Annotated in this window: 12 protein-coding genes; 2 read left to right on the top strand and 10 right to left on the bottom strand. The window is 35.8% G+C overall.

Going from position 1 to position 14,710, the window contains the following annotated elements:
- Positions 1 to 23: 23 nt before the first annotated feature.
- The 7 genes from purB to AC0INN_RS08725 all read right to left on the bottom strand — a co-directional run bounded on the left by purB (position 24) and on the right by AC0INN_RS08725 (position 11,184).
- Positions 24 to 1,451: an adenylosuccinate lyase gene (gene purB / locus AC0INN_RS08695; RefSeq protein ID WP_172278941.1), complete on the bottom strand. Its 1,428-nt coding sequence runs from the start codon at positions 1,449 to 1,451 to the stop codon at positions 24 to 26.
- A 336-nt stretch (positions 1,452 to 1,787) separates the two neighbouring features.
- Complete coding sequence (locus tag AC0INN_RS08700) at positions 1,788 to 2,201, bottom strand: hypothetical protein (RefSeq protein ID WP_172278943.1); 414 nt, start codon at positions 2,199 to 2,201, stop codon at positions 1,788 to 1,790.
- A 109-nt stretch (positions 2,202 to 2,310) separates the two neighbouring features.
- Positions 2,311 to 4,641, bottom strand: a complete 2,331-nt coding sequence (gene bglX, locus AC0INN_RS08705; RefSeq protein ID WP_273648358.1) for a beta-glucosidase BglX — start codon at positions 4,639 to 4,641, stop codon at positions 2,311 to 2,313.
- Between the two features lie 76 nt (positions 4,642 to 4,717).
- Entirely contained in the window at positions 4,718 to 5,419 is a 702-nt protein-coding gene (locus AC0INN_RS08710; RefSeq protein ID WP_273648359.1) for a carboxylesterase family protein, read from the bottom strand.
- 56 nt (positions 5,420 to 5,475) lie between these two features.
- The gene (locus tag AC0INN_RS08715) at positions 5,476 to 6,861 is read right to left on the bottom strand and encodes a glucoamylase family protein (RefSeq protein WP_273648360.1); all 1,386 of its coding nucleotides are present in this window, start codon (positions 6,859 to 6,861) and stop codon (positions 5,476 to 5,478) included.
- Positions 6,862 to 6,936: 75 nt separating this feature from the next.
- Entirely contained in the window at positions 6,937 to 8,355 is a 1,419-nt protein-coding gene (locus AC0INN_RS08720; protein ID WP_273648361.1) for a RagB/SusD family nutrient uptake outer membrane protein, read from the bottom strand.
- A gap of 12 nt (positions 8,356 to 8,367) precedes the next feature.
- A complete protein-coding gene (locus AC0INN_RS08725) occupies positions 8,368 to 11,184 on the bottom strand; it encodes a SusC/RagA family TonB-linked outer membrane protein (RefSeq protein ID WP_273648362.1) in 2,817 nt (938 codons plus the stop codon).
- 377 nt (positions 11,185 to 11,561) lie between these two features.
- On the opposite strand from AC0INN_RS08725, the gene AC0INN_RS08730 reads away from it, so the two are divergent.
- On the top strand, positions 11,562 to 12,239 hold the full coding sequence (locus AC0INN_RS08730; RefSeq protein WP_273648363.1) for a DUF4197 family protein: 678 nt from the start codon (positions 11,562 to 11,564) through the stop codon (positions 12,237 to 12,239).
- Between the two features lie 40 nt (positions 12,240 to 12,279).
- Positions 12,280 to 12,585, top strand: coding sequence for a DUF493 family protein (locus tag AC0INN_RS08735; protein ID WP_172278957.1), 306 nt, complete (start codon positions 12,280 to 12,282; stop codon positions 12,583 to 12,585).
- Positions 12,586 to 12,634: 49 nt separating this feature from the next.
- On the opposite strand, the gene AC0INN_RS08740 is transcribed toward AC0INN_RS08735, so the two are convergent.
- The 3 genes from AC0INN_RS08740 to AC0INN_RS08750 all read right to left on the bottom strand — a co-directional run bounded on the left by AC0INN_RS08740 (position 12,635) and on the right by AC0INN_RS08750 (position 14,710).
- A complete protein-coding gene (locus AC0INN_RS08740) occupies positions 12,635 to 12,985 on the bottom strand; it encodes an ArsC/Spx/MgsR family protein (protein WP_273648364.1) in 351 nt (116 codons plus the stop codon).
- A 91-nt stretch (positions 12,986 to 13,076) separates the two neighbouring features.
- On the bottom strand, positions 13,077 to 13,691 hold the full coding sequence (locus AC0INN_RS08745) for a deoxynucleoside kinase (RefSeq protein ID WP_172278961.1): 615 nt from the start codon (positions 13,689 to 13,691) through the stop codon (positions 13,077 to 13,079).
- 41 nt (positions 13,692 to 13,732) lie between these two features.
- On the bottom strand, positions 13,733 to 14,710 hold the full coding sequence (locus AC0INN_RS08750; RefSeq protein ID WP_273648365.1) for a hypothetical protein: 978 nt from the start codon (positions 14,708 to 14,710) through the stop codon (positions 13,733 to 13,735).

A 14,710-nucleotide genomic window follows, 5' to 3' on the forward strand; every position in this document is an offset into this window, starting at 1 on the left:
AGCCGAAAAGACTGCATATGGTATTATACTTTAAGATCAGCCTCCAGTCCAATCATGTCTTTGTTTTGCTCCAGTATCGGCTGAACTTCATTTTTAATGAATTCCTCCGTTTGAATAGGTGCAAAGCCAATGAAATTTTTAGGATCCAGAACTTCTTTTAATTTTGATTTATCGAGCTTTAAAGAATCATCATTCAGAATCCTTTCAATCAGATCGTTTTCTTTTCCTTCTTCTTTCACTTTTTTAGAAGCTTCCATAGAGTGAACCCTGATGACCTCGTGGATTTCCTGACGGTCCCCTCCTGCTTTTACTTCTTCCATGATAATATATTCTGTTGCCATGAAAGGAAGTTCTTCCATTATGTGCTTATTGATTCTGTTTGGATAAACTACAATTCCGTTCATAATGTTATTCCAGATCAACAAGATTGCATCCACAGCTAAAAACGCCTGAGGAATTGTTAATCTCTTGTTGGCCGAATCATCCAATGTTCTTTCAAACCATTGTGTTGAAGCTACCATGGCAGAACTTGTTGTCAGAGACATTACATATTTTGCCAATGCCCCGATTCTTTCGCTTCTCATCGGATTACGTTTGTAAGCCATAGCTGATGAACCGATCTGGTTTTTCTCGAATGGCTCTTCAATTTCCTTAAGGTTCTGAAGTAAACGTAAATCGTTTGTGAATTTATGTGCAGATTGTGCAATATTTCCTAATAAAGCTACCACTTTCGCATCAATTTTTCTATCGTAAGTCTGTCCGGAAACTCCGAAAACCTTATCGAAACCAAATCTTTTTGAAAGTTCTTTATCTAAATGTTTTACTTTAGAATAATCTCCGTTGAAAAGTTCAAGGAAACTTGCAGCAGTTCCTGTAGTTCCTTTTACTCCTCTGAAACGAAGTGTTTCAAGGAAGAAATCTAATTCTTCAATATCAAGAACCAAACTCTGCAACCACAGAGTAGCTCTTTTTCCAACTGTTGTCAACTGAGCCGGCTGGAAGTGAGTGAACCCTAAAGTCGGAAGGTCTTTGTACTGAATTGCAAAATCTGCCAGGTTTTTCATTACATTAACCAACTTTTTCTTTAAGATTAAAAGTCCGTCACGAATCTGAATTAAGTCTGTATTGTCTCCTACAAAAGCTGAAGTTGCTCCCAGGTGGATAATTCCTTTTGCTGAAGGTGCTACATCACCATATGCGTGAACGTGAGCCATTACATCATGACGGAATTTTTTTTCGTACTCTGCTGCCTTGTCATAATCGATGTTTTCAGCATTAGCTTTTAACTCAGCGATCTGCTCGTCTGTAATTTCAAGTCCAAGGTCTTTTTCGATTTCAGCAAGAGCTATCCAAAGCTTTCTCCAATTCTGGAATTTGTTATTATGCGAGAAGTTAAATAACATTTCTTCACTGGAGTAGCGTTCTTCCAATGGATTTTTGTAGGAATTCATTCTTTCTTATTACTTTTAGATGCACAAAAATACGGATTTTCAGTGAGAGAGAAAAATTGTTACGGAGGTTTTAGATTTTGATTAAAAACTATGGGTAATTTTAAAGAACACTAATTATTTCTATTGATTATTTTCAAAAATAAATCAGAGTGATCATTGAAAATTTCAAGGCAATGCTAGCCCCGATTGCAGAGGAAATCCTTTTTTGAAAAAAAAGATTGAAACGAAAAGCGGGAAAAAGCTCCAAATAAAAACCAATACGTAACTTTTTTCTCATAATGGTAAGCATTTCTGGCATCAAAATAAAAGGCCACTCTTTCGAATGGCCTTCCTGATTTATTGGTAAATAACAACATCATCTTTCTTGATCTGATAACCTTTTTTCTTATAAGGAACCAGGACATAGCTTTCTTTTATATGTTTTCCACTTTTCCAGATGTTTCCTTTCCCTTCTCTCTCCAGAATAATACTTTTGGCATTCCCATCCGGAATAAAAATTTCCGCCTGTTTCATATTTTTGCTAAAAATAACGGCGGTCATTGTGGTATAGCTTTTATCCGAGCCGACTTCTTTTAATTTGATTTTTTGTTCGAAAACCCGTACACAATCATTTTTAATCTGTGAGTAAGTGTAACCCGCAGAGCCTTTACAGCCATGGACATCTCTGTCCCCTCCTAAAACCGGAGCTTTTTGTTGTGCAAAAGTGAAAGAACCCAGGAACATTGCGCTAAGTAAAATTGTTTTTTTCATATTTAATTTTTTAATGTTTTCAGATTGGTAAAAAGTATGCCAAAAATAGGGTATTAGTTAATTTAATTCTAAGATACAAAAAAAGCCATTCAAAATGAATGGCTTAAAATTATTTGCTCCAATTAATTTTAGAGTGTTTTACATCCTCTGAATTGGTTCCGATCATAATATCAAATTCTCCCGGTTCCCAGTCAAATTTTAAATCCCCATTGTAGAATTTTAAGCTTTCCGGTGTTATATCAAAAGTAATTTTTTTAGATTCTCCTTTTTTAAGGAAAACCTTCTGGAATCCTTTTAATTCTTTTACTGGTCTTGTAATGCTTCCTACCATATCGCGGATGTACAATTGTACGACTTCTGCTCCGTCATAATTCCCTGAGTTGGTTATCGTAACAGAGGCCTGAACCGTTTGGTTTCCTTTCGGATTAGGATCAGATACTGTAATATCAGAGTAGTTGAATTGGGTATAGCTCAAACCAAAACCGAACGGATAAAGAGGCGTATTACACTCATCCATATAATTGGAACGGAATCTCTGATACTCACATTTATCAACAAGATCCTGACTTAACGGACGTCCTGTATTTTTAGCATTATAATAAATAGGCACCTGTCCAAGACTTCTTGGGAATGTCATAGGTAATTTACCGGAAGGATTCACTTTTCCAAATAATACATCAGAAATAGCATTTCCTGCTTCAGAACCAGAAAACCAGACGTTCAGAATGGCATCAGGAACATCTTTTACATTCGTAAGAGCTAATGGCCTACCCGTGAAAAGCACCATTGCAATAGGTTTTCCTGTTTTCTTCAGCTCATTTAATAGATCAACCTGAGACTGTGGAATGGTGATTTCCGTTCTCGAAGAAGATTCACCACTCATTTCTGCCGATTCCCCGATGGCTAAAACAATGACATCCGCTTTATTGGCAACATCCACAGCTTCTTTTAAAAGCACCTCTTTTGAGCGGTTATCTCTATCTGTTTTCTTTCCATGAGCTGCATAGATCTCTTCTAATTTAGCGCTGTAATCAATGTTAGCTCCTTTTGCTGAAATAAATTTTACTTCTTTTCCAAAATTGTCCTGAAGACCTTTCATCAAAGCAACAGATTGATCATGCTTTGCTGCGACACTCCAGGTTCCTGCCATATTCAAAGAATTGTTTACCAAGGGACCAATGACTGCTACGGTCCCCGTTTTTTTCAATGGAAGAACCTGATTATCATTTTTCATTAAAACCATTGATTGAGCAGCGGCATTTCGGGCAATCGTACGATTTTCGAGGTTATAAACCTCTTTTGCTGCTAATTTAGCATTGCCATAACGATAGGGATCATCAAACAATCCTAAATCATATTTGGCTTCAAGAATCCTTTTAGCTGCCATATCAATTTCAGCCTGCGTAACTTTTCCTTCTGACAAGGATTTTTTAAGGGTTGTCAAAAAACCTTCTCCCACCATATCCATATCAACCCCGGCCTTTAAAGCTAAAGCCGAAACCTGCTGAAGGTCTCCCATTCCATGATCTACCATTTCATTAATTCCGGTATAATCCGTTACCACAAAGCCTTTGAAATTCCATTTATTTCTCAAAACCTCTGTCTGAAGCCATCTGTTTCCGGTTGCAGGAACTCCGTCCACTTCATTAAATGATGCCATTACTGATGCAACTCCGGCATCCACAGCAGCTTTGTAAGGAGGGAAATATTCATTGAACATTCTCACATGGCTCATATCTACGGTATTATAGTCTCTCCCTGATTCACCGGCTCCATATAATGCGAAATGTTTTACACACGCTAAAATGGTATTGCCCACAGAAAGGTCTTTCCCCTGATAGCCATATACCATATTTTTGGCTATTTCACTGCCTAAAAAAGGATCTTCTCCCGAACCTTCAGAGACTCTCCCCCATCTTGGTTCACGAGAAATATCCACCATTGGGGAAAATGTCCAGTTAATTCCATCAGAAGATGCTTCTCTTGCGGCAACTCTCGCAGATTGCTGAATAATGTTCATATCCCATGAAGCTGCCAAGCCCAAAGGAATAGGAAAAGTTGTTTCATAACCATGAATAACATCCATCCCAAAGATCAACGGAATCTTCAATCGACTCTTTTCTACCGCAACTTTCTGAACTGCTTTTATTTTGTCCGCTCCTTTTATATTGAATAGTCCACCGACCAAACCTTGTTCTACTTTTTTACCTATGTCGGAACTTTGAGCCAATCCTGTGGTAAAATCTCCCGAACTTGGTAAATTCAACTGTCCTATTTTTTCATCTAAGGTCATTTTTGACAAAAGCTGATCTACAAAGGCCTTTTTCTTTGCTTGATACTGGGCCGTCTGATAGGATTGAACAGGTCTTGTAACCATTTCCTGAGCCGAAAACAATGGCGAAAGTGCTAACGCAGCTATTAAAACTAACTTTTTACTCATTTTATCTTCATTTTTTAATAGTAATTGTGAACATCAGATTCTTAATCCGGATTCTTACTTTTCGTTATTATTTATCTTACTTCTTCTTGGACAACATCCATTCGTATAATCCGGGGTCTGAATAAGCTGAGTCCCAGGAGTTATGATTATCATTCGGGAATATGATTAATTCCGCACCAGGGTTTACCGGATGTAACTTCTGGTATAATCTGAACGCATTTTCAGGCAAAACAATGTCATCCATTCCACCGTGAAAAATTTTCATATTCAGATCTTTATATCGATTGACATTTGCTGTCATAATCTGATCTGTAGGAGCACATACCGGGACTACAGCAGCAAACATTTCAGGATGCTCCATTGCCAGTTTTAAGGTTCCCCAACCTCCCAGTGAAAGCCCCGTAAGGTAAATCCTGGAAGCATCGATTTTATATTTTTTCTGGATTTCTTTAATCAGGTTATAAACGGTAATCGTATCCCACCAGCTATCTGCAGGACACTGAGGAGCTAAAATAGCGACAGGTTCCTTGATCAGATTTTTATAGGTAAAGGGACTATGGGCTTTTACCATTTCAAGGTCAGTTCCCCTTTCTCCCGATCCATGGAGAAAAACAATTAACGGGAGATTTCCTTTTACTTTTTGGGGATAGTCCAAAATATAAGATATCTTTTCTGTTCTTTTGATTTCCTTGTTGAGTTCTGCCTTGATCTCCTGACCATTGATCTGTAAAGAAAAAAGCGGAAGCAGAAACAAAGCATGTCTAAGTTTTAATTTCATATTGTTAGTGAGATTTTGACTTATTATAAATGGGAACAAAGTCCATTTTTTATCTTTTATTTGATTCCATATTTTTCAGATTTAAAACTTAATTTTTTCAAACCCTGTTGAATTTCAGGAGCATTCATAAACAGCTTCCATAAAAATCCTGTCCTGTAGTTTTCAATCATCGGAGCAATTGTTCCCTGGTCGATGGCAAGATACCGTGGGGTAAACCAATTGTTATAATGGATAGATGTCGCGTCATAAGGTCCTGCTGAACCCACAAATTCAGGTTTTTTAATATAAATAAATTTTAAAAAGTCCATTGATTCTTTCGGTGAATAAGGAAAACTGCTTAAAGCTGCAGTTGGAGAAATAACCCCATGGTCATTCTGAGGAAAATGAGCGTTATATCCGGTAGTTCCATCGTCATTTCTGGAATAGCTTGCTGTAAGCCCCCAATAATCCGGACCATATCCTTTCCATTGTTTTGGGTTTTCCAGACAATATTTATAATCAATAAGGACCTGGTTTTTATTTAAATCAAAATAATTTTTAATCAGTTTATCTGAAAGGCCGGTGGGATCTAACCCGATATATGAATAATGTGCCCAGAATAAAGGTCCGCCATAACCCTCAGCAGAGTTATGCTTCACATACATCGGAAGACCGTATTTCGTTTTATCTGAAAGAAAAGTTCCGTTTCTGGTCCATCCTTTATAATAAGTTTCTGCATCAATTGAATAGGTTGGAGAAGATGCCGCCAGAATATAAGTAATCATACATTCATTATATCCTTCCAATGGAAAATTCATTTCCCACTGATATTCCGGAGACCAATGCCAATACAAAACCTTCTCTCCGCCTTTGGTATACCAGTTCCATTGAATTCCTTTCCATAGTTCGTCACATTTCTTTGCCAGAGCTTTTTCTTCATCATTTCCATTTTTAAAATATTCACGGACCATTAAAATTCCAGAAGTTAAAAATGCGGTTTCCACCAAATCTCCTCCATTATCTTTTTTTCCAAAAGGAACTGTTTTGCCCGTTTCTCCATTGATCCAGTGAGACCATGCTCCTTTATGGCGATCTGCTTTAGCAAGAAAATCCATCATATGCGTCAATCTTTTCACCGCTTCTTTCCTGGGAACAAAACCTCTTTCCACTCCGACCAATATTGTAGCTAAGCCAAATCCTGATCCACCTGTAGTTATTACATGTTTATCATTATGTGGATAAATATCATCTTCATGGTAACGCTCTCTTCCCAACATAGAATTCGGTTGTGCATAATCCCAGAAATATTTCAAGGCATCCCGTTGAACCTTGTCCATCAGCTGTTCATCACTCATAGTACTTTTTACAGCTTCTTTTTTTACTATTTCCTGTTTTCCCATCTGGACATTTTTACAGGAAAATAATGAAGCCACTGCCAGAATAGAAATGATTCCTAACTTCATAAAATATACGTTTGCATAGAGTTAATTAAAAAAATAGCCAAAGCTAAACTTTGGCTATTTTTATGTGATTATAGATTAATAACCTGGATTTTGAATGAAAGCACCATGGCTTTGGTCCATCGCATCCAAAGGAATAGGAAACACCTCGTTTTTCCCTGCCTTAAATCCATATGGCGCCAGAACTGTTGCTGCCTGTCCCGTTCTTACTAGATCAACAAAACGGTCACCTTCTAATGCCAGTTCCACTCTTCTCTCATGCCAGATTGCCGTTCTTAAAGCTGCTTGATTTGACGCTGTAGTTCCAGCTAAACCAGCTCTTGTTCTTACTTTATTCAGATTTATAGTAGCAGCTGATATATTTCCTAATTCGTTGGCTGCTTCTGCATTGATTAATAAAATTTCCGCAAATCTTAATATTCTGATATTCTGAATAGAACCGTAGTCACAAGCATTATTATTCAATGCTTTCGGAACATATACTTTTTGATTAAATGTTGTTACAGATAAGGGATCTCCCATAGCAATCAAATCACCTTCAGGAGTAGTTTCCCCATTCCTAAGTATGGTAAGTTCTTTTCTAATGTCACCAGCTTCAAACGCATTTTCAAGCGCATTAGAAGGAGTAAAAAAACCCCATCCAAACTGATTTCGAACACCTTGAACCTGGGCATATTGACTTCCTCCATATTGAGATGAACACTGACAGTTCACTTCAAATACAGATTCACTACCAAATTCACCCGCAGGCCTGAACAAATGATTAAAGTCTGGATCTAGATTATATCCCATAGCAATTACCTGATTAGAGGTTTCATATGCCTTCTGCCAGTCTTTTTTATAAAGGTAAACTTTTGAAAGTAATCCTAAAGCTGCTCCTTTTGTTACTCTTCCAAGATCTGAGGAAGGATACGTTTGCGGAAGTACCTCAGCAGCCGCAGTGAGATCAGAAATGATAAAATTATAAACCTCCTCTACAGAATTTCTTGGCTTTTCATATACAGTTTCTACTTTGTCATAAATAGGAACTCCACCATAAATTCTTACTAAATTAAAATAGAAATAGGCTCTTAGCATCTTTGCTTCTGCAATCAGGCGATTCTTTAAGGTTGTATCCATTTGAATTGCCGGGACATGAGTAATTACCTGATTTGTTCTATTCACTGCCTGCCATTGTCCTATCCAGTAACCTCTTACTCCTTCATCACTTACAGTATAGGTAAAATTATCATATACATTAATAAAAGCAGAATCTCCTGGATTGGAACCTTTCACTACGTCATCAGCCGGCACTCCAAAAACGAATTGATAGGGAAAAGCAGAGTTCTCCCAACTTCTTAGGAAACTATAAATAGCACTGGTTGCCTGCATTGCATCATCTTGTGTCTTAAAAAAAGAAGATGCTTCTGTCTGCCCTTCTTGTTTTATATCTAAATAATCGTCTTTACAACTTACTACAAGTGAAAATAAAGCGACCGTTAAAAATATCTTTTTCATAATGGTTTCTTATTAAAATGTTAGGTTCATACCGATAGTATAAATTGCTGAAATCGGATAGATATTATTATCTATACCCATTTGTACTTTATCGGTGTTCAAAATCTCAGGAGAAAATCCATGGTATTTGAAACTTGTCCAAGGGTTTTGTGCACTTACATATAGTCTTAATTTAGTTATAGACATTGAATTCGTAAATGCTTTTGGTAAATTATACCCAACCTGGATATTTCTAATTCTAATGTAGCTTCCATCTTCTACATAAAAACTGTTAGGTAAAATAATAGACTGATCATTTGTAGCCATAGGATATTCAGTAGATGTCCCAGCACCATGCCATCTGTTATTATAAAAATCTAGGTCCCAGCTTTCATTTCCAAAGCGTTGTTCCCTATTAAAATTGTATATTTTATTACCAAACACTCCCTGGAAATCAATGGCAAAATCAAAATCATAAACATTTAAGTTTATACCGAAACCATAGGTTCCTTTCGGGATAGGGCTTCCCAGAAAAGTTTTATCTCTTGCATCAATTACGCCATTTCCATCGATATCTTTAAATTTAAATCCACCGGCTTTAGCACCATTTTGAGTAGCCCATGCATCCGCTTCCGCTTGAGTCTGGAAAATTCCTTCTACCTGATAACCATAATACGAACCAACAGGTTGTCCTTCTTGTAATCGTATGATTGCATTACCATACAAATTAGCCCCTGTCTGTAAATATGATCCATTAGCAACAGAAGTAATTTTATTTTTCAATGTGGTAATATTACCATATACTCCCAACTTTATATTGTCATTAATCTTTGTATCATAGTTTACAGATGCTTCAAATCCCTTGTTATTAAAAGAATAAGCATTGGTAATATAATTATTCCAGTTTCCAGCACCTGATACAGTTCCCTGAACAATACCATAAACGACATCTTTGGTATCTTTATCAAAATAAGTAGCATCAATTTTCAATTTATTATTGAACAATGCCATTTCTAATCCCAGGTCCCTACCCGTTGTCGTTTCCCAACCAATATTCGGGTCTATAATCTGATCTATGGTCTGTGCCGGAGAGCCTGTATTACCATAGTAAGCCCCTCCATTAATAATAGTCGTGTTTAGGGTATAAGCTCTTTGTACATCTGGGTTTCCCAGTTTCCCCCAACTTGCTCTTAATTTTAAAAGATTAAAAACATTTTGTTCACTCATAAAATTTTCCTTGGAAATTACCCATCCAGCACTTACAGCTGGAAATACACGGTATCTGTCATTACTGGAATATTTGGAAGTTCCATCCCTACGGATCGAGGCATTTACCAAATATTTTCCTCCATAATCATAATTAAGTCGTCCAAAAAACGATTCTATTCTGTCCTGATATGGAACAACAGTACGTTTTTCATCAAAAGTAGTTCTAACGATATCAGTTCCGTTGGCAATATCTAGTGAAGCGTTTGTTCCGTTATAATTTATATTCAGAGCATCAGCATATTCCTGAGCATAAGAGTTTCTTGTTCTTGAAAAACCAGCAAGTACTTCTACATTATGTTTTCCAAGGCTTTTTTTCCAGCTTAATGTGTTATCCCACACATAGTTTCTAGTTCTGGAATCTCTTGTTATGAGTTTCGTTGGTTTAGGATCAGGAGCATATGTAAATGATGGTGTAAATTCATATTTATTCGAATTAATATTATCAGAGGTATAACTGATTCTTAAAGTAAAATCTTTTAAAAATTTATATTCCCCCCAGATATTATTCAATAACCTTTCTTCTCTAGTTTGAGATCTGAACAAGTCAAGTTTAGCTCGGGGATTTGAAATATTGACAAGTGAAAAATACTGATATCCTCCTGTACCAGGATTAATCGGGGCATACACAGGTGGCGCTGAATAAGCATCCTGCAAAGGATTCTGTGCCTGATCGGTACGCATTTTAGAAAATGTAAAATTATTTCCGATCGTTATATTATCCGTAATCTTGTATATAAGGTTAACTTTTGAATTAAATCTATTAAAGCCACTTCCAGAATTAATACCTTGTCCGGCAGCCAGATTTCCTTCGTCCTGTAAATATCCTGCACTTAAATAATAATTTAATTTTCCAGCATTTCCTGAAGCGGATATATCATTAGAATTGATAATGCTTGGTCTGAAAATTTCCTTAAACCAATCCGTGTCCGCGGGATAGCTAGACCTGTTTAGAAACTTTGTAGGATCAGTTACCCCTTCATTACGTAACTTTTCGTTAAATAATTCGATGTATTGGTCAGAATTTACCATTTTAGGAATGTTCGTGACAGTTTTGATTCCCAAATAAGAATTAAAGTTAAAGACAGGCTTTTTGCCTCTTCCACTTTTTGTTTTAATTATAACTGCTCCATTTGATGCTCTTGCTCCGTAGATTGCTAAACTAGAGGGATCTTTCAATACACTCATGGATTCAATATCCTGTGGGCTCAAAAATGAAATATCATCAGTAATCATTCCATCAACAATAAAAACTGTTTTACCGGTGAGAGAGCTAATTCCCCGGATGTCTACCCTGGGAGATCCTCCTGGTGTTCCAGAATTTAAAATCTGAACCCCAGCTAATTTTCCCTGAATAGAGCTTATAGGATTAGCGTTCGGTTTATCTGCAAGATCTTTTGCTGTCACTAGACCTATACTTCCAGTAATATTTTCTTTCTTCTGGGAGCCATATCCAATCATCACCACCTCTTCGATCTTATGCTCTTTCGGAACAGTATCTTTCGGTGTCACCTGCGCATTGACATTCATACCAAAGTATAAAACAGCAATGAGCGATGAATACTTTAAATCACTTTGCTTCATATAGTTCAATTTTATTTCGTACAATCAAATTTCTTAGCAGATTTTTAAACTGCAAAGCTGTCTTTAATTAAATAAATATTGTATTTCTCAAAAAAAGACATTAATCCAAAATTATAAAAATATATGAAACATTGTTAATATATCGTAATAATTCTAAAATTAACATGATACATCACACATCATGTGTGAAAAGTCAATTTTTTAACGTATTATCACTAAAAATAAATTTAATTTAACATTTAATTTACAATGAATATTAAAGGGTTTTTCTAGAATAACTCCCCAAATCACTAACATTAAATTAATATTTTGTTAAACAGATTTTCCTGTTTACCTTTGGCCCGGTATTTGAAAAATTCAACCATTAATAAAAATCAATGAAAAAATATATTCTGGCAATAGCATTAGTTGCAGGAACTGCTACTGTAATCACAACTTCTGTACAATCCTGCACAAGTCTTGCGACGACTGATCTGGGATTATCCATCATTAAAAAGTTTTTATTGAACGGAATCGATAAAGGAATGAATATTTATGGCAATAAAGATGCATTTCTACAAAATAATCTGGTGGATAAAGCGTTACCAAAAGAATTAAGAGATATCAATTCGATGCTGGAAAAAATTTCCCCTTCACTAGTTGCTAAGGAAAGGGAATATGTTGCAGAAGCAGCTTCGTACACTGTAAATATTTCGAAACCAATCCTTCAGAATGCAGTTAACAGTTTGAATGCGCAGGATGTAACGAGAATCATTCAGGGAGAAAAAGGTACAGCTACTTTAATTCTGAAGGAAAAAACTTCGGATCAGCTTGTAGCTGCTATTACTCCAAAGGTTGATGAACAGCTTAACCGGTATGGTATCGTAAAAACGATTAATACAGCGTTGGCAGGAAGTAATTTCCTGGGTAACCTACTGGGTGGAAACAGCAATACTGTAAATTCGGGAGGATTAAGTAAGCTGGCCTCTGAACAATTGGTTAACGGACTGTTTAATATCATTGAAGATTACGAAATAAAGAACTCCAAAGCCCTGTTAGGTCCACTTGGAAAATAGAAAAAATTTCGTTAAATTTATATATAAATTAAATTGTTAGATGGATATCATTCAAGGAAATCAACACGCGAATCCTGAAGAATTTTATAATTCTTTAAAGGAAAAACTGGAAGGTCACCACGACTTTCCGGAAGATTATTTATTTAAATTTATAATTCCTACAGATCAGGCAAAACTTACAGAAATATATAAGGTTTTTGACGGCATTAAATTTACGCTTGGAAACAGAGAAAGTAAAAATGGAAAATATACAGCCTGCAATATCAATGCTTTTGTCTTAGACGCTGATCAGGTCGTAAATATTTATAAAGAAGTTGGAAAAATAGAAGGAGTGATCCTTTTATAAAAATAAAAAGTCAGCCGAAAGCTGACTTTTCTTATTATTTCATTCTGGTTTATTTCTCAATAAAATATTTTACATTTTCTATAGGCCTTCCCAGCATAGCGACTGAGCCTTTTATTAAGATTGGCCTTTGAATTAAAGAAGGATTTTTAGACAATATTTCCAACCATTCCTCTTCTGAGTAATTCTTCCCTGCAAATTTTTCAAGATATAATTTTTCCGTCTTTCTGATCAGATGAAAAACACTCTGGTTGAGTTTTTTTAAAACTGTTTTTAACTCTAAAATACTTAATGGGTCCTCCACAATATTGATGATCTCAAACGGCACTCCATTCTCATCAAGATACTCTAAAACAGCATTTGATTTTGAACAACTTCCATTATGTAAAACCTTAACTAACATATTTAATAATATAAAGAATTAAACTTGTATGTAACAAATTTAGATAAAAACCAAGTTACATCAATCCTAAAAGATCCTAAAGTATTGTTAATTAAAACAATCCATTAAGTTCAGCTTCAATTTTTTCCAGAATAAACCCAAAATCTTCAGGTTTTTCAACGAAATCAAGATCATCTACCTCAATGACCAACAATCTACCTTCGGTATAATTGGAAATCCATTTTTCGTATTTCTGATTTAATTTTGAAAGATATTCAATACTGATCGAGGCTTCATATTCTCTTCCTCTTTTATAGATCTTTTTAACCAGATTGGGTACATCAGATTTTAAGTAGATCAACAAATCGGGGGCTGAAACAAAAGATTTCATTAAATTAAAAACATCCTGATAATTTTTAAAATCCCTGTCCGAAAGCAAGTGCATATCATTTAAATTTTCCGCAAAAATATGGGCGTCCTCATAAATGGTACGATCCTGAATGATATTCTTTCCACTTTCTCTTATTTCTTTTACCTGGCGGAACCTGCTTCCCAAAAAGTAAATCTGCAAAGCAAAGCTCCATTTGCTCATATCTGCATAAAAGTCTTCCAGGTAAGGATTATGGTCTACATCTTCAAATTGTGCATCCCATCCATAATGCTTGGAGAGCATTGTCGTTAATGTCGTTTTTCCAGCTCCGATATTTCCTGTAACTGCAATGTGCATATTCTATTTTCCCTTATTTATTGATGTCCATGAAAAAATTATTAAATACCAACAGTCTGAACTTCTGCAGTCTCTTCAAGAAGCTTTTTCAACGTAGTATCTGCAGGTTTTTCCACAGACTGGTCTTTAATAAACTTGTCCTGAACCTTTTCTAATGATTTGTCTGCTGATTCTCCAGTTTGCTCTGGTGTCTTCTGAACAGGTTTTTCTGTATTTCCAGGTTCAGGCTCAGACTCCTGTTTTGCCTGTTTAATTTTTTCAAGGTTGTAAAGATAAAGGTTGTTCGCTTTGATTTCAAAATAAGCAAGCGTGTTTTTATCCACAATTTGTGCATCAGGATCTTCAAAAATTTTCACCAACCCTTTTTCCGGAATATATTTAAGAATTGAATTATTAGTTATGATCAGAACAGACTCATTCTCCCTTCTGAATCGTTTCCCGTTTTCTATGGGAATCTCTGTAAGTTTTTCAAATTTCAGGCTATAGATCCTGAAATGCTTTCTTGTCAGGATATATACTTTATTTTCATAAACCAGAAGATCCATCAGATCATCAAAGCTTGCATCAAAAGGATAGGAATTTATTGTGGTATCATTTCTGAAATTGTACTGAATGAGACGTTTTGAGCTCTCATCCAAAAGCCATATCTGCTGAAGATCTTCTGCATATGCTATTTTTATAAATGCAAACTTCTGTTTGAAATCTATTCTCTGGATCTCATTGAGATTCTGATCTACAAACTTTAATTCCTGGGCATTTTCTGAAAACAAGGGAACTGAAAGTGGATTTTGAACCCCCTGGATTTTAAATGGTACCGTAAGCATCATTTTCCCAATCTGCTTTCCTAAAGAATCATATTTGGTTAAACTGAAATCTTTATTCTTATAGATATACAAATTTCCGTAATCGTCTGCAAAAAGGTCTTTTGCTTCTTTTAATTTCAAGGTATCCAGTGGCAAAGCCTTCTGCGCAGAAATTGAGCAGAAAACAAAAGCAAATATCAGGGGTAATAATTTCAA

The organism is Chryseobacterium subflavum (assembly GCF_055762745.1).

Coding starts and splice junctions, on each gene's coding strand:
- purB (WP_172278941.1), bottom strand. CDS start 1,451: ATGAATTCCTACAAAAATCCATTGGAAGAACGCTACTCCAGTGAAGAA.
- AC0INN_RS08700 (WP_172278943.1), bottom strand. CDS start 2,201: ATGAAAAAAACAATTTTACTTAGCGCAATGTTCCTGGGTTCTTTCACT.
- bglX (WP_273648358.1), bottom strand. CDS start 4,641: ATGAGTAAAAAGTTAGTTTTAATAGCTGCGTTAGCACTTTCGCCATTG.
- AC0INN_RS08710 (WP_273648359.1), bottom strand. CDS start 5,419: ATGAAATTAAAACTTAGACATGCTTTGTTTCTGCTTCCGCTTTTTTCT.
- AC0INN_RS08715 (WP_273648360.1), bottom strand. CDS start 6,861: ATGAAGTTAGGAATCATTTCTATTCTGGCAGTGGCTTCATTATTTTCC.
- AC0INN_RS08720 (WP_273648361.1), bottom strand. CDS start 8,355: ATGAAAAAGATATTTTTAACGGTCGCTTTATTTTCACTTGTAGTAAGT.
- AC0INN_RS08725 (WP_273648362.1), bottom strand. CDS start 11,184: ATGAAGCAAAGTGATTTAAAGTATTCATCGCTCATTGCTGTTTTATAC.
- AC0INN_RS08730 (WP_273648363.1), top strand. CDS start 11,562: ATGAAAAAATATATTCTGGCAATAGCATTAGTTGCAGGAACTGCTACT.
- AC0INN_RS08735 (WP_172278957.1), top strand. CDS start 12,280: ATGGATATCATTCAAGGAAATCAACACGCGAATCCTGAAGAATTTTAT.
- AC0INN_RS08740 (WP_273648364.1), bottom strand. CDS start 12,985: ATGTTAGTTAAGGTTTTACATAATGGAAGTTGTTCAAAATCAAATGCT.
- AC0INN_RS08745 (WP_172278961.1), bottom strand. CDS start 13,691: ATGCACATTGCAGTTACAGGAAATATCGGAGCTGGAAAAACGACATTA.